14 protein-coding genes and 1 pseudogene are annotated in these 18,473 nt (G+C 53.6%); 11 read left to right on the top strand and 4 right to left on the bottom strand.

All coding sequences use genetic code 11. The annotated features are described in order from the left end of the window. From DNH61_RS25650 to DNH61_RS25640, 3 genes and pseudogenes are all read right to left on the bottom strand, one after another. Positions 1-368: pseudogene (locus DNH61_RS25650) on the bottom strand (DUF6385 domain-containing protein); the annotation flags it as partial. Positions 369-374: 6 nt separating this feature from the next. After that, positions 375-1,025 (bottom strand): DUF6385 domain-containing protein, encoded by a 651-nt coding sequence (locus tag DNH61_RS25645; protein WP_111149810.1) that lies wholly within the window; start codon positions 1,023-1,025, stop codon positions 375-377. Between the two features lie 36 nt (positions 1,026-1,061). Further along, positions 1,062-1,604, bottom strand: coding sequence for a DUF6143 family protein (locus tag DNH61_RS25640; protein WP_111149809.1), 543 nt, complete (start codon positions 1,602-1,604; stop codon positions 1,062-1,064). A 172-nt stretch (positions 1,605-1,776) separates the two neighbouring features. Here DNH61_RS25640 and DNH61_RS25635 point away from each other — a divergent pair, with 172 nt between their 5' ends. The 7 genes from DNH61_RS25635 (at position 1,777) to DNH61_RS25605 (ending at position 12,211) form a co-directional block, all read left to right on the top strand. Further along, positions 1,777-2,754 carry a LacI family DNA-binding transcriptional regulator gene (locus DNH61_RS25635; RefSeq protein WP_111149808.1) on the top strand — a complete coding sequence of 326 codons (978 nt, stop codon included), beginning with the start codon at positions 1,777-1,779 and terminating at the stop codon, positions 2,752-2,754. 344 nt (positions 2,755-3,098) lie between these two features. Continuing rightward, the gene (locus tag DNH61_RS25630; RefSeq protein ID WP_111149807.1) at positions 3,099-4,421 is read left to right on the top strand and encodes an ABC transporter substrate-binding protein; all 1,323 of its coding nucleotides are present in this window, start codon (positions 3,099-3,101) and stop codon (positions 4,419-4,421) included. Positions 4,422-4,567: 146 nt separating this feature from the next. Continuing rightward, complete coding sequence (locus DNH61_RS25625; protein WP_111149806.1) at positions 4,568-5,449, top strand: carbohydrate ABC transporter permease; 882 nt, start codon at positions 4,568-4,570, stop codon at positions 5,447-5,449. Beyond that, a complete protein-coding gene (locus DNH61_RS25620) occupies positions 5,449-6,279 on the top strand; it encodes a carbohydrate ABC transporter permease (RefSeq protein WP_111149805.1) in 831 nt (276 codons plus the stop codon). The genes DNH61_RS25625 and DNH61_RS25620 overlap by 1 nt, the downstream gene beginning before the upstream one ends. A gap of 58 nt (positions 6,280-6,337) precedes the next feature. Next, on the top strand, positions 6,338-7,822 hold the full coding sequence (locus DNH61_RS25615; RefSeq protein WP_111149804.1) for a glycoside hydrolase family 32 protein: 1,485 nt from the start codon (positions 6,338-6,340) through the stop codon (positions 7,820-7,822). A gap of 3 nt (positions 7,823-7,825) precedes the next feature. Continuing rightward, positions 7,826-8,794: a PfkB family carbohydrate kinase gene (locus DNH61_RS25610; RefSeq protein ID WP_111149803.1), complete on the top strand. Its 969-nt coding sequence runs from the start codon at positions 7,826-7,828 to the stop codon at positions 8,792-8,794. A 405-nt stretch (positions 8,795-9,199) separates the two neighbouring features. Next, on the top strand, positions 9,200-12,211 hold the full coding sequence (locus tag DNH61_RS25605) for an S-layer homology domain-containing protein (RefSeq protein WP_111149802.1): 3,012 nt from the start codon (positions 9,200-9,202) through the stop codon (positions 12,209-12,211). Between the two features lie 205 nt (positions 12,212-12,416). Here DNH61_RS25605 and DNH61_RS25600 read toward each other — a convergent pair whose 3' ends face one another. Next, positions 12,417-12,860: an Lrp/AsnC family transcriptional regulator gene (locus tag DNH61_RS25600; RefSeq protein ID WP_111149801.1), complete on the bottom strand. Its 444-nt coding sequence runs from the start codon at positions 12,858-12,860 to the stop codon at positions 12,417-12,419. Between the two features lie 202 nt (positions 12,861-13,062). Here DNH61_RS25600 and DNH61_RS25595 point away from each other — a divergent pair, with 202 nt between their 5' ends. The 4 genes from DNH61_RS25595 to DNH61_RS25580 all read left to right on the top strand — a co-directional run bounded on the left by DNH61_RS25595 (position 13,063) and on the right by DNH61_RS25580 (position 18,390). Further along, positions 13,063-13,758: a response regulator transcription factor gene (locus DNH61_RS25595; RefSeq protein ID WP_111149800.1), complete on the top strand. Its 696-nt coding sequence runs from the start codon at positions 13,063-13,065 to the stop codon at positions 13,756-13,758. Further along, entirely contained in the window at positions 13,748-15,007 is a 1,260-nt protein-coding gene (locus tag DNH61_RS25590) for a sensor histidine kinase (protein WP_245948334.1), read from the top strand. The genes DNH61_RS25595 and DNH61_RS25590 overlap by 11 nt, the downstream gene beginning before the upstream one ends. A gap of 84 nt (positions 15,008-15,091) precedes the next feature. After that, positions 15,092-15,775, top strand: a complete 684-nt coding sequence (locus DNH61_RS25585; RefSeq protein WP_111149799.1) for an ABC transporter ATP-binding protein — start codon at positions 15,092-15,094, stop codon at positions 15,773-15,775. After that, complete coding sequence (locus DNH61_RS25580) at positions 15,772-18,390, top strand: ABC transporter permease (protein WP_111149798.1); 2,619 nt, start codon at positions 15,772-15,774, stop codon at positions 18,388-18,390. Before DNH61_RS25585 ends, DNH61_RS25580 begins: the two co-directional genes overlap by 4 nt. Positions 18,391-18,473 lie beyond the last annotated feature (83 nt).

Raw genomic sequence — 18,473 nt, 5'->3', positions numbered from 1 at the left:
GTACCTGCAGAGGTTAGCGTACCAGCTGTGATCGTTGTGCCCAGTACAGCGTCAATCGTACCGCCGGACACCGTCGCGCCGAGCACGGCATCAATTGTACCGCCCAGAATGTCGGTAACGGTACCTACGGAAGTCAATGTACCGCCTGTAATGGTCGCTCCAAGTACAGCGTCCAGCGTGCCGCCGGTTACAGTCGCGCCAAGCACGCTGTCCACAGTACCGCCTGTAATGGTGGCTCCGAGTACGATGGTCGACAGGTTGCCATCCGTATCGGTTGACAGCAACTGGGCTGTGCCGGTGTCATCGGCGCCGAATATTAATGCGCGCAGATTTGTTGGATCCATTTGAAATACCGAGTAGTTCGGCATGGTTATTCATCTCCTTTGATCAATCATCTGTGTCTGACAGTAGACATCCAGCTCAGTCGAGGTCTCATTCGCGGTTGACAAGGTTAGCCGTGTCCATCTGAGATAGCGGCTGGGCACAATAACATTCATGCTGCCTGGTTCGACAGCGGAGCGGGTATCGACCATATAATCCTGATTATTGGGACTGATCTCAAGCAAGATGCTGACCGGAACACTGCCCCGGTTGATAACGGCATAAGAGATAGTGGACAAATCTGCGCTGTCCAGTGCAGGAAGCGGAAGAGTGCCCGACACCGGTATATTCAGGAACTGCTGCTCAGCACAGCGGCTGACAATGACCGGAGGGGTATCTGGCGCCTTCAAAGGGCGGAGACTGAAGATGATGTCTTCCTTGCCGGGAATCAGCCTGCATATCTGCATATTGCCTCTAGAGCAGCGGCATCTTGCTCTCTTGCGACGGGTTGCAGCGGGGTTGCGGCTTGAGCCGCTGCCCTTTCCGCTTCCTGAGCGCTTGGCATGGCGGTTTCCGGATACTGTCTTTTTATTGTTCCTGAGGCACTTGGGCCTGCTGTCCGTAAACCGGCAGTGTGCCCCTTTGAGCAGGCTTGGTGGGATATCCTGACACTCCCGCTGCAATGTAAGCTTGAACGTAACCACGGCTGTCACTCCTTTCCCGTTAGGTCAGAGGGCCGGCTAACTGGTGCCGCTGGAGGGTGCTTCCCAGAAGCTGATGTTCGCAGCCAGCAGGTTGGTCTGGTTCGTGTTATTCGCCATTCTAACGTAAAAGGTGCGTGCTGCGGGACCGCTTGGTACGATGAAACGGCCGTCAAGCTCGACGACTAGTGGTCCGCCGGGCTGAATAATAGAGTTTAGCCGCGCTCCTCCTGTTGTGGGATCAGTTGTCTGGGTAATAAACCTGGAGCTTGTGTTGCTTGCGCGGCTGATTCCGGCATTGCCGTTTACAACAGCCAGCGTGGTACCTGTTGCTGCGAATGTGGCATTAAAGAAAAAGTCGATGGTCGTATTGACAGAGGAGCCGCCTAGAAACCTGGCAATATAAACTGTCCTGCTGACGTTGGCTGGCACGATAAGCTGCAAGGCCAGAAACCCGTTAGCGGCAACCGATACCGGGCCAGTGGATACAGTGAAGAATGCACCGTCTTGCGATGCCTGCAGAGGAGGGTCCACAATGGCCAGAGGATCGGTAAATTCGTTAAACACTTTGTAATTAGGCAAGTCTCTACACCTCTTTAGGCCTGATTGTATAGTGTACTCCTGCTATAAAGGCTGTGCTTGTGCAGGTGACTATGGGATAGCTGTCCTTTTGGTAGTGCCCATCAAGGCTTGTGCCCGGCACCGTGTTCCGGTATAGTTTGAAGCAAATCCTATACAGGCGAGAGATGGTAATATGGCAACGATTCATGATGTGGCACAGCAGGCGGGCGTGTCGGTTACGACCGTGTCGCGTGTGCTGAATAACAGAGGATACATAAGCGAAGCGACGAGGAAGAAAGTGTTCGAAACGATGGATGCGCTTAATTATCAGCCCAATGAGATCGCCCGGTCTCTGCTGCGCAAGCAGTCCAATATCATTGGGCTCATTATTCCGAATGTATCGCATCCATTCTTCAGCGAGCTCGCAAGCCAGGTGGAGTACTATGCGTATGAGAATGGCTGCAAGGTTCTGCTCTGCAACTCCCAGCTGGACCCGGCCAAGGAGCGGGATTATATCGAGATGCTGAAGCGCAACCGGGTGGATGGCATTATTATGGGCAGCCATACGCTTGAGGTGGAGGAGTATGTCAGTCTCCGGTCGCCGATTGTGACGATAGACCGCCGGATCGGGGAGAAGATTCCCTTCATCTCTTCCGATAATTACCGAGGAGGCGTGCTCGCAACCGAGCTGCTGATCAGGAAGGGCTGCCGGAAGCTGGCGCATATCTGCGGGAACCTGGAGCTGGATCTATTGGCGAACAGCAGAAGCGAAGGCTTCCGGGACACAGCGGACAAGCACGGCATCGAGCATATGACCATTCAGACGGATATGAATGTGTTCGATCAGGAGCAGTATGCGCGGATCATTCAGGAGCTGCTCGACCAGCATCCGGATGTGGACGGCATCTTCGCAACAAGCGACATTATTGCCGCATTTGCGGTGAAGGGATGCGTGAAGATCGGTCGCCGCGTACCGGATGAAATGCGGATTATCGGGTACGATGATGTAAGCGCCGCCGCCTGGCTGACACCAGCCATTACGACCGTGCAGCAGCCGATTGCCGAGATTGGACGTCTGGCAGTCGAGCTGATCCGCCGGCAGCTCGATGGCGAGCCGTACGAGGTGGACAATACGCTGCCGGTTGAACTGATCGAGCGTGCGACAACCTGAACCAATAGCTGAAAACAGCAGGGCAGGTAAGCGGTGAAGTCTGCCGCCCTCCCGCCCTTCGGCTCTCGAAGATAATCGAATAGGGCTGCTGGTCATCATCCTTGGATGGCCAGCGGTCTTTTTTGCGTGGGCTAGGCTGCCACAGCCGCTCGATTGCACTGTGAACACACGTGTACTACGCCAGCCAAACACCGAATAATAGGGTACAGGACGGACGAAAAAAACAGTCCCCAAACCCCTATGTCAAACGAATGACATGTCAAAGGGTTGACATATGATAAACGTTTGACATACAATGTCCTTGTAAGCGGTTAAATTCACTCACATACTGGGGGCACAGGAATATGAAGAGACGTTCACGCACTTCCATCCTTATTGTTTCACTGCTGGTCATTATGGTTCTCAGCGCTTGCGGCAACGCGGCGAACAACGGGCAGGAGGCAGGCGGCAGCTCCTCTGGCGGCGATGGCGTCAAGGTTACACTGCTCAATTCCAAGGGCGAGATCCAGCAGCCGCTGGAGGAAGCGGCCAAGGCATTCTCGGCAAGCAACCCGGACATCACGGTCGAGGTATCGCTTGTACCGGCTGGGCAATCCCCATTCGAGCGTGCTTCAACGCTGTATGCATCAGGCAACCCGGCAACCATTACGATGCTGGATACGGGCGATGTAGAGAAGTTCAAGGACCGTGTGCTGGACTTGAGCGGCGAGAAGTGGATGGCAGATACGGTACCGAATGCAACCGAGCATACGACCTTTGACGGCAAGAACTATGCCTTCCCGCTGGCCATTGAAGGCTACGGCTTTATTTATAACAAGAAGGTGCTGGACGAGGCGGTTGGCGGCGACTTTGACCCTTCGACGATCCGGACGCGTGATGATCTGGAAAATCTGTTCAAGCAGATCGAAGCAACCGGCAAGAAGGCGCTTGTCATCTCGCCGATGGACTGGTCGCTTGGCGCCCACTACCTGCCGCTCGCTTACGCAACGCAGAGCAAGGATCTGGCTGAGGTGGACCAGTTCATAGCATCGCTTCGGGCAGGAGAGGTTGATCTGGCGAACAATGCGCCTTTCAACGGCCTGATGGACACCTTCGATCTGATGATGGCTCATAACATTGACAGCGCTTCGCCGCTTGCCGGCACATACGAGCGTGGTCCTGAGCTGCTTGGCAAGGGAGAGGTCGGCATCTGGTTCATGGGCAACTGGGCATGGCCGCAGATCAGCAGCTTTGACACTGCAGACGGCCAGTACGGCTTCCTGCCGGTGCCGATCAGCAACAATCCGGAAGACTTCGGCAACTCGGAGATTTCCTCGGCGGTTTCCAAGCGCCTGGTGATTGACAAGGAATTCAGCTCACCAGAGCAGCAGGCAGCTGCGAAGAAATTCCTTGAATGGCTGGTCTACGACGAGCAGGGCCAGGATTACCTGGTGAACAAGGCCAATATTATTCCGGCGTTCAGCAATATTACGATTCCGGCGGCCGATCCGCTTGGTAAGTCGATTCAGGAGCATATTGCAGCGGGCAAGACGCAGCAGTCCATGAGCACGCTGCCTGCGGATCACTGGGCACAGCTGGGCTCCTCCATGCAGAAGTATCTCGCCAAGGCGGGAGACCGTGCCGGGCTGATCACGGAAATCGAGAACTACTGGAAGAATGTGAAATAAACACAGCTGCTGCACAGGCACAGGCCAGGAGCAGGTAGAGGCACTGAAAGCAACGGATGGATAGGACCGCTTGTGTCTTATCCATTCTTGCTTCTTTGGGACCGGCCTGCCTTGCACAGGATTCTCACAGATAGAGAGGGATTAGGATGATTAAGGAAAAAGGATGGAACCGCCTGCTGACAAGGCTGCTCTTCACCGGGCCGACCCTGTTCGCATTCGTTACGGTTATGATCGTTCCGTTCCTGTACGGCATATACCTGACGTTCACGAACTGGGACGGCATATCGACGACGCAATCCTACGTCGGATTTCAGAATTATGGAGAAGTGTTCCGCGATGCGGTATTTTGGAAATCATTTGGACTTACCCTGCAGTACGTATTCTTCTCGGTTGTTCTTATTAATGCGGTAGCCTTCGCGCTTGCATACGTCCTGACCAAGGGGCTGAAGGGACAGAGCATCTTCCGTGCAGGCTTCTTCCTGCCGAATCTGGTAGGGGGCATTGTCCTCGGCTTCATCTGGCAGTTTATATTCAGCAATGTGCTTGTCTACTTCGGCCAGCAGGCCGGCATTCCGATCTTCAGCGCTTCCTGGCTGGCTGACCCTGACAAGGCCTTCTGGTCGCTTGTCATTGTAACCGTCTGGCAGTATGCCGGTTATATGATGGTTATCTATGTGGCCGGCCTGATGGGCGTGCCGAACGACATTCTGGAGGCAGCAAGCATTGACGGCGCGAACGGCTGGACCAAGCTGCGTCGGATGGTACTGCCCCTGATGGTGCCGTCCTTCATCGTCTGCATCTTCCTGTCGCTGCAGCGGACCTTCATGGTCTATGACGTGAATCTGGCGCTGACCAAGGGCGGACCGTTCAAATCAACGGAGATGGTATCCATGCACGTATACGGCAAGGCGTTTCTCTCCCGGGATTACGGCGTGGGGCAGGCGGAGGCGCTTGTACTGTTCGTGCTGGTGGCAGCCATCACCCTGATCCAGGTGTATTTCAGCAAGAAGCTGGAGGTGGAGGCATAATGGTCGGTTCCCGTTCTTCGTCTGCCGCATGGCTCAAGTATGTCGTGCTGGCCGTGACGCTGTTCCTGTTTATCGTGCCGTTCATCCTTCTGCTGTTGAACTCATTCAAGGCCAATCAGGACATAACCGCCAATCCACTCTCGCTTCCGGGCCGTCTGGATCTGGCGAATTATACGAATGCTTTTGATAAAATGAATTATATCGCCGCGTTCACGAACTCGCTGATCGTAACGGTGGCAAGCGTGCTCATCATTGCGCTCTGCGCAGCTATGACGGCGCATTATTTTGTCCGCAATAATACGAAATTTAATCAATACACCTTCCTGCTCATGGTGGCGTCGATGATTATTCCATTCCAGGCGATCATGATTCCATTGGTAAAAGTTTACGGCTCGCTGGGCATGCTGAATAGTAAGCTGTCGCTGATCTACATGTACCTCGGCTTCGGCAGCTCGCTGGCAGTCTTTATCTATCACGGCTTCGTGAAGAGTGTGCCGGCGGAGCTGGAGGAAGCGGCGCTGATCGACGGCTGTACGCGCAGGCAGACCTTCTTCCGGATCGTATTCCCAGTGCTTGCGCCGACGACGGCTACGATATCGATCCTGAACGTGCTGTGGGTATGGAACGACTTCCTGCTGCCATCGCTCATTCTTACCGGGCCCGCGCAGCGGACGCTGCCGCTGTCGACCTATAACTTTTACGGAACCTATTCCGTTGATTACGGGCCGCTTATGGCCGGGCTTGTCCTGACGATTTTGCCGGTCATCGTGGTCTACCTGTTCGCACAGAAGTATATTATCCGCGGTGTTATGCAGGGCTCGATCAAGTAATCAGGCAGGATGGCTTGGGATAGAGAGACAATAACTGACAGTTAGGATGGGATAGGGGATGCAGCAAGAGAGAACGTATACGCGGGAGCGTGCCGACCGTTATATCCTTGAGAGGAAGGCGGAGGTGCGGCCCGATTACCGGCTTCACTATCATCTGATGGCCGAAGTCGGCTGGATGAACGACCCGAACGGGTTCGTGCAGTTTAACGGCGAGTATCACTTGTTCTATCAGCATTATCCGTATGACTCGGTGTGGGGGCCCATGCACTGGGGGCATGCGGTCAGCCGCGATCTGTTCAAATGGACCTACCTTCCGGTCGCGCTTGCGCCGGATACGGAATTTGACCGGGACGGCTGCTTCTCGGGCAGCGCAATCGAGCAGGACGGCAAGCTGGTGCTGATGTACACCGGCCATGTGATGACCGGACCGGACAAGGACCGGGATTACAAGCAGTCTCAGGGAATTGCCATATCGGAGGATGGCGTAACCTTCACCAAGCTGGAGGACAACCCCGTCATCGGATATGACGAGATCCCCGAGGGGGTAAGCCGTAAGGACTTCCGCGATCCTAAGGTGTTCACGCATGAGGGACGCTATTATGTTGTGCTAGGCTCCAACGATGCGAAGGGCAACGGGCTTGTGCTGCTGTACCGCTCGGATGATCTGCGCAAGTGGACCTACGTGAATGTACTGGCTGCAAGCGACGGGCGCTTCGGCGACAACTGGGAATGCCCGGACCTGTTTCCGCTAGGCGGCAAGCATGTGTTCATGCTGTCCCCGCAGCGGATGCCGGCTCAAGGGGAGCAGTACCGCAACCTGCATTCCACGATGGCGGTTGTCGGAAGGTTTGACGCAGAGCAGGGTGTGTTCCACCCGGAGCGGAATGAGCAGGTCGACCACGGCTTTGACTTCTATGCGCCGCAGTCCACACTCGACGACAAGGGCAGACGCATTGTAATCGGCTGGATGGACATGTGGGAAGCGGACATGCCGACCCAGCAGCTCGGCCATAACTGGGCCGGGGCGATGAGCCTGCCGCGTGAGGCGGTACTGGACGGGGACAGGGTGCTGTACCGGCCGCTGCCTGAGCTGGAGGCATACCGGGGCGAGCTGGAACAGCTTGGTGTTACGCCGCTGACTGGCGAGACAGAGCTGGACATGAAGGGTGACTGCTACGAGCTGGAGGCTGAGTTTGCGGCAGGAGAGGCGGCGCAGTTCGGCTTGAAGCTCCGGACCGGCGCGGCGGATGAGACGGTACTGGGTTATGATGCAGCAAGCGGGATGGTCTTCCTGAACCGCGACCGGTCGGGAATGGGGCCGGGCGGCGAGCGGCGGGCGGCAGTTGGTCTTGCCGAAGGCACACTGAAGCTTCGCGTGTTCGTGGACAAGTCGTCGGTGGAAGTGTTCATCGGTGATGGAGAGCAGGTCATGACAGCGCGAATCTATCCGCAGCCGGAGTCGCTTGGCATCCGGGTATTCGCCGAAGGCACAGGCTGCGTGCTGAAGTCGCTGCGCAAATGGGATATCAGGCTGGGGGAGTAAACGATGCCGACTGTATTTACAATTGGGGAAGCTTTGATTGATTTTATGCCGGACCGCAAGGGTGTCGGCTTGAAGGATGTCGAATCCTTCAGCAAGGCTGCGGGCGGGGCGCCTGCCAACGTGGCATGCGCGGTGGCGCGTCTCGGCGGAACCGGGGCTTTCATCGGCAAGCTCGGTGCCGATGCGTTCGGCGACTTCCTGGTGGAGACGATGGAAGCGGCAGGCGCTGATGTGTCACGGGTGCTGCGGACGACAGAGGCGAATACGGCGCTTGCCTTCGTCAGTCTGCAGGAGGACGGCAACCGCGAGTTCTCGTTCTACCGGAATCCGAGTGCAGACATGCTGCTGCGGGAGGAAGAGATCGGCGACTGGTTCAGCAGCGGAGACTTACTGCATTTTGGCTCGGTGGATCTGATTGAAGCGCCGGTAAAATACGCGCATCTCGCAGCGATCCGCAAAGCGAGGGAGGCAGGCGCGCTCATCAGCTTTGATCCGAATGTGCGGCTGCCTCTCTGGCAGAACCCGGAGGATTGCAGACGCGCGATCCTGGAGTTTCTGCCGCTGAGCCGGCTGGTCAAGATCAGTGACGAGGAGCTTGCCTTCATCACAGGCATAGAGGACGAACAGGAGGGCATTGCCTCGCTGTTCACCGGTGATGTGGAGCATGTCATCTATACGCGCGGCGCGGCAGGCGCTGACTGGTATTCCCGGAGTTTCACCGCGTCTGTTCCAGGCCACAAGGTGCAGTCCGTGGATACAACGGGCGCTGGTGACTCGTTCATCGGGGCGCTGCTGCATCATCTGCATCTGCATCCGGGCGGCCTGGATGGCATCGACCGGGAGAAGGCTGCGGGCATGCTGGCCTTTGCCAACGCAGCAGCAGCGCTGACGACAACGCGGCCGGGGGCCATTCCTGCCCTGCCCGGCTGGCGGGAAGTGCGGGCTTTCATGGAGGAGTCTGATCGGACTTAAGCCAGTAAGTGTTATTTGAACCATACAAGAGACGGAACGATTTCCCCCGCTCTTGCAAATTAATAGCTGAGGTTTATTGGAAGCATGGTGGGCGACATCTGGTAACAGACCGGGTGGCGTCTGTCATGCTTTTTTTTGTGCTGTCTAGGGTGGTGGTCATCTTGGGAATTTGTCTTCTTCTAGTAACTGGGACATTCTTTGTCCACTATTCTTAAGTAATCTTAAAGTTCTATCTTTCTCCCATATAGGTATATTGTGGAATTTGTCGAATGGTGCTAGTATAAAACTAATTCATACGACCTATAATCTTAGGTTTCGACATGCAATTATAGTTCTTAGAACCTGGGTTATTGGTTGTGGATTGCCATCTAGCTTCAATAATATACAAATAGGGAGTGTACAAAAGTGAGTCAAAAGCAACTGCGCAAGACCCTATCGGCTTTACTCGCATTCAGTTTGATGGTATCGATGTTCTCGGCAAGCGTATTTGGGGCGGCAGCTCCGGCCGGCAAGCCGGCACTGAGCGACATTAACAGCTCGTATGCGAAGGAAGAGATTCAAGCTCTCGTAGATAAGGGTATCATTAATGGATTTGAAGACGGAACGTTTAAACCAGGTGAGACGGTGACCCGTGCTCAGCTGGCTAAGATTTTGGTCCTGTCGCTGAACCTAAATGAGGATCAGGCGGCAGCCGCTTCCTTCAAAGACGTGGCAAGCAAGGATTGGTATGCAGGCTATGTGGGAGCTTTGGTGAAATCGGGTATTACTCAAGGAACCTCTGCAACCGCATTTTCTCCGAACAAGACGGTAAGCAGAGAAGAGCTGGCTGTCTTTTTCATCCGTGCATTTGGGCTTGAGGAAACAGCGGGTAAAGCCGAACTGACGAAAGATTTTGCTGACATGGCAAGCGTATCCGCTTGGGCTAAGAGCTCTGTGTCCTTTGCCTACAAGCTTGGATTCATCAAGGGGATTCAAGGCAAAGACGGCTCGCTCGGATTTAACCCTGCCGGTAAGGCCGACCGCCAGGCGTTGGCTCGTCTAGCTTATGAGTTTGTTACAAACAAGGATGTATATATTAATAAAGCTGCGGAGCTTGTTCCGGTTAAACAAGTAGAGAAGCCGGTAGAAGAAAAGCCGACTACTCAGCAGCCTGCGCCGACAGGAACGACAGGCAGCTCGCCAAGCGGCGGCTCCAGCGGCGGTAATGGTACCGGTGGAAGCAACAGCGGCGGTGGAAGTAAAGATAATGATCCGGTTGTTGTTGTGCCTGAAGGCAGAGTGATCTCACAACCGGGCGTGTATGCCTTTGGCAACCTGGATGGCAGCCTGACAATTAGTTCCCGGGATGTAACACTAAAGAACACGACGATTGCTGGCAATCTGACGATTACCGCTGACGTTGGTGACGGAGATGTTGCCCTTGATCAGGTAACGGTTAATGGTATGACTATTGTAAGAGGCGGCGGAGTAAACAGTATTCATGTTGTAAATTCCGTGCTGGCAACTGTGGTGGTCAATAAGAGTGACGGCAGCATCCGTCTGGTGCTGGAAGACGGCACGAATGTACAGCAGTTGGAAATTCAATCGGGTGCAATTCTTGAAACAACAGCTGGAGTTGGAGAGATCAGAGATGTAACGGTGACAGCTGGTGTGCCGCATAACGCGGCTATTACGTTCAACGGACGTTTCCATAATCTGAATGTGTACGCACAGCAGGTGACGATTAATGTCGCAGAAGGTTCCTCTATTAATGATCTGAACGTTCTCGAGGAAGCGATCGGCACAACCTTCAACCTTGGTGCAGGTTCGACGGTTGCCCGCCTGATTGCTAGCGCAGTGGTATCGTTTGCCGGCCAAGGCACGATCGGCTCTGCAGCGGTTAACGTAGAGGGTGTGGATTTCGGCGGACTGAATACTACTCCTTCTGTGGCAGCTGACCCTTCTGTCACAAGAGTGGTGTATGGGCCGCAGGAGTTGACGCTGACTGCGATTGGTGCAACGAAGCAGATTGTATTAACAGGTATTAAGTATGACAATAGCAACCGTGATGTGACCTCCTTTGCTGCATGGAGCAGTGATGATGCAGCCATTGCTGAAGTAAGGGGGGGAGTTGTAAAAGCTGTTGCGAACGGCGCTACTATCATTCGTGCACAATACGGTTCATACAACGTCGAAATACCTGTGACGGTAACCGTTGATGCGGCGGGTTACCCGAATATAACGGGCGTCCATGTAACGAACGGCACAGTAAACTTGCAATTTAGTCAAGAGTTGGCTGGACTGGCGCTGTCTGATCTCTCTGTAACAGCTGTGGTGTACGGTGAGAAGACTGAGCTTGAGAACCTCCAGTACAGTAATGGAACAATCACATTCACGCCAGTAAACAGCTATGGAAATACATTGTATGTCACAGTTGCTGCTGCTGAAGATTCCACCGTTCTTGCAGGCAGTCAGAGTGGCACATTCAGATTGACCGGCTTTGGCGGCTATATCAAGAATGTAGCCGGACAGGATGTCGCCGGCTTGACGATCAAGTTTCGTAAGGGTTTGAATGCGCAATCGGGTCCAATTGTTGGTGAAGCGGTAACGGACCAATACGGCAATTACTTTATCTACTTGCAGCCTGGTATCTATACGGGCGAGCTTGGCGGTGAAGGCACCCCTTATATTACAACTTACCTCATCGGTGTTGCTGCTGGAAATGTGAAGAACATGGATCAGAATCAGACTGCGATTGAAGTGCCGAAGAGCGGGGAAGTCCGGATTGTACTGACGTGGGGTAAAGACCCGGAAGACCTAGATTCCCATCTGATTGGTCCAGGTGTGCAGAGTGGGCAGTTCCACACTTGGTATGGCGGCCGACAATACAGATATGATGGAAATCTGATTGCAGATCTAGATTTGGATGATGTTACGTCCTACGGACCGGAAACAACAACCATCCGGAGTCTTACCCCAGGGACATACAAATTCTATATTCATCATTACTCGGGAAGAAGCACAATAGCGGCATCGGGTGCTAAGATTGAGGTCTATCAAGGTTCAGTATCCCAACCAACGGTATATGAAGTGCCTGCCGGTGCTTCGGAGAGGTACTGGGTCGTGTTTGAAATGACCGTACATGCGGATGGAACAATCACCTTCACGACAATTAATCAGCTGACGGATGTTGATCCGGCAGTGAGCCTTACCGAAGGCCCGGATGGAACTGATTTTATTGAAGAACCGTTGTATGGAGATGACGATCAGAACGACTATGCTCCAATTGAAGGAGTTCCTGGAACAATGGAACCAGAAACACCGGGAGCGGAGTTAGCAGAGCCGGCGGGCACGACTGTTGGGGATACTGCATTTGAGCAGACTGGCAGCGAAGCTGTAGATAACGGACAGACTGTAGAAGCAGCTTTGCAGGCGTAAGCTCCTATCAGCATACTTTCATCTCAATACTTACTAAGCGAAAAAAGCTGTCTCCCAGGTTATCCTGGTCGGGACAGCTTTTTTGTCAACAGAAGGAATAATCTATTTATATCTTCAGCACAAAGCAAACAGGACTATCCATATTCCGGTATAGGAAGGGAAGTCCTGTTAAAACATAATTGCATTTACAAAGGCCCTGCACTATCTAGCTTGAAGCCTCAAGCGTCGGCAGGACTGGCTTGTATTTGACCGGGGAGGACAGGCTGATGAAGGTGGACGGGCGGCCGAATGCCATCGAAGCGTCGATGAATGTTTCCAGCTCCTGAACGGACTCGGACACGACCTTCACCATATAGCTGTATTGACCGGCTAAGCGGTGGCATTCATATACCATCGGATGAGCCTGGCAGAACTCTCTGAACGGCTTGCAGGCGGTGGTGTCAAACAGGATGAAGGCTGTTACATGCTTGTCCAGCTGTTCGGGATTCACGATGGCCCGGTAGGATTCAATCAGGTTGCGCTCCTCCATCTTCTTGACTCGCTCCTTGACAGCAGGGGTGGATAATCCAACCGACTGGCCCAGCTCGGTCATTGATATCCGGGCATTCTCCTGGAGCAGCTCCAATATTTTGCAGTCGACTCTATCCAATACAGCACCACCTCATTACTTGAAGTATGTAAAAAAATGAAACTCATTTATGAATATCTATCCATTTAAACACCTCACATTCAATATGTAAATGATATTTTTAACGTTATAAATTAAAAATCCGTTAAAGCCCCGCGGGTACCTGAACTGGTATAATAAGAAGCTGTATGATAAACGATCGTTCGTGTGGGAGGGCTTTAAGTTGGGCCGGATTCTAATTGTAGAAGATGACAAGACCATTGCGATGGGGATTGAATATTCGCTGCAGCAGGAAGGCTTCGAAACCCGCGTATGCCATAGTGTCAAGAATGCCAAGGATTTGATGGGCCGGGAGACGTTCAACCTCTATCTGCTGGACGTCTCACTGCCGGATGGCACAGGATTTGAGATCTGTCAGCGTGTCCGTGCGGACAGCGAGACGCCGGTTATCTTCCTTACTGCACATGATGATGAAGTGAATGTCGTGATGGGCCTCGATATGGGAGCGGATGACTATGTGACTAAGCCGTTCCGTGTGCGGGAGCTGGTGTCGCGGATCAAGAGCGTACTGCGCCGCTACCGCAGCCAGACGGGAAGGAAGGCCGAGGTTCAGCTCGGCAATGTGACGATTTATACGTCTGAAGCACGTGTCTTCAAGAATGGAGCCGAAGTTACGCTGACGGCCCTGGAGTATAAGCTGCTGCTGACCTTCGCCTCCCACGAGGAGCAGGTGCTCAGCCGCAGCCAGATTCTGGAGGCTATCTGGGATGTGGCCGGCGATTTCGTCAATGATAACACGCTGACGGTCTACATCAAGCGGCTGCGGGAAAAGATTGAAGATGATCCGCAGAATCCGCAGATTATCCAGACGGTGAGAGGTCTTGGATACCGGGCGGGAGGAACGGCTCATGCTGAGTAGAAATCCGGAGATCAAGCGGCTGCTCATGGTGCTGCTCGTGCTGGCGGGAGTACTGCTGCTGATTGCAGCCGGCCTGTCCCTCTACAGCACGCATATGCTCCGGGAAGAGCTGGGGCGCAGCTACGCTGCCATTATGGGAACGATTACGGCGAGTTATCCGGATGCGGACCGGCTGATCGTACAGCAGCTGCAGCATCCGGAAGAAGGCCATGTAGAGTCAGGCAAGGTCATTCTTGCCAAGTACGGCCTGGATGCATCCGACCTGCTGGCCAACGGCTCTGACTTGATCCAGAAGAGCTTCCGGTTGAATCTGGCTTTGTATGCGGCTCTGGCGATTCTCGCCTGCTGCGGCTTCACGGCCGTGATCCTGTTCACGCAGCAGCGGCATTATAACAAGCTGCAGCAGATTACGGCTTATGCAGAGAAGGTCGCGGAGGGCGACGACTCTCTGGATATACGGGATAACGATGAGGGCGACCTCAGCATCCTGAAGAATGAGATTTACAAAATTACGACGATGCTGCGCGAGCAGTCGGAGCTGTCCGAGCAGGACAAGCTTAGCCTGGCGGCTTCGATCGCAGATATCTCGCATCAGCTGCGGACACCCATGACATCCCTGTTCGTGCTGAATGATCTGCTGCAGGAGGGACCAGGGGAGGAGAAGGCGGCCGAGTTCTTGTCCCGCATGCGGGGGCAGCTGAAGCGGATGGACTGGCTCGTTACTTCGCTGCTTAAGCTATCAAAGCTGGATGCAGGTACGGCTGCCATGAAGCAGGAGCCTTACGAGCTGCGGGTGCTGGTCAATAAGGCGCTGGATTCGCTCAGCATTCCGCTCGAAATCAAGATGATTGAGGCTGTGATTGAGCAGCGCAGTGAAGGAAGGGCGGGCAACACACCAATTATGCTGACCGGCGATTTCAACTGGACCCTAGAAGCGCTGATCAACATTCTTAAGAATGCGGTGGAGCATACACCCGAGCACGGGCAAATCCGGGTCGCCATGCTGGACAACCCGATCTATACCAGACTGGAAGTCACCGATACAGGCGAAGGTATCGACCGGGAAGACCTGCCCTACATTTTTAACCGCTTCTATAAAGGGAAGAATGCCGGCGACGACAGTGTGGGGATCGGTCTGGCGATGGCGCATGCCATCGTCCGGACTCAGGGCGGCGATATTGCCGTTAAGAGTGAGCTGGGAGAAGGTACGACCTTTACGATCACCTTCTTCAAGAGTGAAGGAAAGTGACAATATTGTCACCATCGCTGTCACCGGATAGTCATTTTGGACCTTTATACTGAGCCTATCAACCTTAAAGGAGTCGTTTCTCTTATGGAAATTTTGAAGGTAGAGAATCTGTCCAAGATATATGGTAAAGGCGATATACAGGTCAAGGCTCTCGACAACGTATCCTTCAGCGTGAGCAAGGGCGAGTTTGTGGCGATTATCGGAGCTTCCGGCTCAGGCAAATCGACGCTGCTTCACATTCTGGGCGGGGTGGACCGTCCGACCAGCGGCAAGGTATTCATCGACGGGACGGATGTCTACAGCCTGAATGAAACCCAATTGGCGATCTTCCGGCGTCGGCAGATCGGCCTGATTTACCAGTTCTACAACCTGATCCCGATTCTGAATGTGGAGGAAAATATTACGCTGCCGCTGCTGCTCGACGGCCGCAAGGTGGATAAGAAGCAGCTGCAGCAGATAGTAGAGACGCTGGGCTTGAATCAGCGGACGCAGCATCTGCCGAATGAGCTCTCAGGCGGACAGCAGCAGCGGGTATCGATTGGGCGGGCGCTGATCAGCCATCCCGCGCTGGTGCTGGCCGATGAGCCGACAGGCAACCTAGACAGCAAGAACTCGAAGGAAATACTGGACCTCTTGAAGTTCTCGAACAAGCGCTTCAACCAGACGCTCATTATGATCACGCATGACCCGCAGATCGCGCTGCAGGCAGACCGGGTTATCACGCTTGGCGACGGACAGGTCGTGAAGGATGAGGTGATCCGGTCGTGAATGTCATCTGGCAGCTAACCCTTCGCAATCTGAAGCTGAATCGCAGCCGAACGGTCGTCACGCTGATCGGAATTATTTTGTCAGCGGCGATGATCTGCGGGGTCGCAACCTTGATAGCCAGCTTTCAGGATGTCATGGTGGAAGGGGCGAAGCAGACCGACGGCAGCCATCATGCCACGTTCATCAATGTTCCGCTGGAGAACAGCAAATATATAGAGGAACACGCATACACCGAAACGGCCATGTTCAGCAAGAGGCTGGGTTATGCCGGATTAGATCAGCCGGCCAACGCCAGCAAGCCCTATATGCTAGTGAGAAGCTATGACAAGACGGCGTTTGAGCATTTCCCCGTGAAGCTGAAGGAAGGCCGGCTCCCTGAGAAGGATGGGGAGCTTGTTATATCTGAGGAGCTTCTGTACGGCAGGGGAGAGAAGCTCAAGATCGGCGATACGCTGACATTGGATATTGGCAGACGAGTCGTGGATGGCACTCCGGTGGGGGAAGAGCCTCTGTCAGATAACGAAGAGCTGGAAATCCTGATGACAAAAACTTACACGATAACTGGTATCATCCATCGTCCTAACTTTGAATCAAATGTTGAGCCGGGTGTCACGGTGATCAGTTATCTGGACCGCAGCACATTGGAGCCCGCTGACAGTGTCAACGTGTCGATCGTCTCGGATAATCCCCGGAAGATTTATGATAAAGCCCCTGGCATGGGGGAAGAAGCAGGGGCCGAGCGGGTCAGCTACAACAAGGAGCTTCTCAAATTTCTGGGCGTTTCCGACCGTGATAACGTGAACCAGATGTTCCAGATCATCGGGCTTATTATTATCCTGCTCGTTGTGGTCGGTTCGGTGGCGGTCATCTACAACGCATTCGCGATCTCGGTCAGCGAACGGAAGAAGCAGTTCGGCATGCTGTCCAGCGTCGGGGCAACGGCGCGTCAGATCCGCCGGGTCGTTTTCCTGGAAGGAACGGTTCTGGGCCTCATTGCGATCCCGGTCGGCATCCTGTCGGGTATCGGGGGGATCGGGGTAACGCTCCATTTTGTGAACAGGCTGCTGACGGATTCCCTGTATGGCGGTAATGTCGATGTGTCCCTGCGGCTGATCGTCTCGCCTTATACGGTGCTTGTAACGGTGCTCTTCGTTGCCCTTACGATCTTCCTGTCGGCTTACGTGCCGGCGCGGCGCGCCTCCAAGATCTCACCGGTAGAGGCCATCCGGCTGACCACCGATATCAAGATCAAGGGGAAGAAGCTGCGCACCTCCCGCTTGACCAGAGCCTTGTTCGGCATTGAGGGAGAACTCGCGCTCAAGAACCTGAAGCGCAACAGCAAGCGTTACCGGGCAACGGTCTTCTCACTGTTCATTAGTATCGTACTGTTCGTCTCGTTCTCGACCTTCATGACCTACGGGTTTGCGAGCAGCAATATGTACTATGGGAAGATGACCTATGATATGTCAATAGATTTACTAGAGGTACTGCCTCAGGATGAATTAGCTTTCTACGAAGAGGTTACTGAATTGAACGGTGTAAGCGAGCATTCGCTATTGCGCAGGCATTACGGCGTGGATCAAGATATGGACATAAACCGTTTTGGCTCTTATATAGCAGGTAAACTTAAGGATGGAGATGAGGATTACCTGAGTATGTTCTCGAGCGGCCCAGACAGATACCGCCTGAGCTATCATATATATGCTTTGAATAATGAGCAGTTTGATGCCTATGCATCCTCTATTGGAGCAGAGACAGAGGGGTTTCATAATCCTGATGAACCGAAAGGTATCCTGATTAATGCCAATACGATTGACGGGCCTAAGCTGGTTGAATATGCGCCAACCAATATCAAAGCTGGTGAGAAAATCTCGCTCCATTCCTCGATAAATATAGATGATAAACCACCTAAGAAAATGGATATAGTGATTGGCGCAGTTACGGAGAACTATCCGTTTGGCGTGGCGACCACGTACCCGGATTCGGTGAATCTTATTCTATCTGAAGAGGTTTACGAGGAGCTAATGGAAACCCGGTCTTACCCCATTAGTGACGCCGCAAATTATGAGTTGTATTTGAAGCTGTCGGACGACACTGATTACATCCAATTCGAAGAACAGGTGCGGGGTTTAAGCGCGGACTATACGGCTCAAGAGAAAGTTTTTATTAACAACAGGGTTGGTGTACAGGAGCAGGTGGAACGGACGAAGACGGTCGTCAGCATCTTCCTCTATGGCTTCGTCAGCCTAATCACGCTGATCGGCGTCACGAATATTTTCAACACGATCAGTACGAATATTGCGCTGCGGCGCCGGGAATTTGCCATGCTCAAATCGGTGGGACTGACGCCTCAAGGCTTCAACAAAATCATGAACTATGAATCCATATTCTACGGGCTGAAGGCACTCGCTTACGGTCTGCCGGTCAGCATGCTGATCAGCCTGTGGATGTACTACAGCTTCAGCGGCGTCTTCACCTTCGAATTCTCGCTGCCGTGGAGGGAGATTGGGTACTGTGTGGCAGGCGTATTTATCATCGTCTTCTTGACGATGATGTATGCGAGCCGCAAGCTGAAGAAGGAGAACATTATCGACGCGCTCAAGGTAGAGAGCTAGAAGGTTCAGCGCTAATAACGGACGTAACGAGGGGCAGAGACTGCGGTCTTTGCCCCTTCTTCTTATGCCTGCTGTCGAAAAAT

It is taken from the genome of Paenibacillus sambharensis (assembly GCF_003233845.1).
GTDB lineage: Bacteria > Bacillota > Bacilli > Paenibacillales > Paenibacillaceae > Paenibacillus_I > Paenibacillus_I sambharensis.
This window is presented reverse-complemented; position numbering and strand designations above follow the sequence as displayed.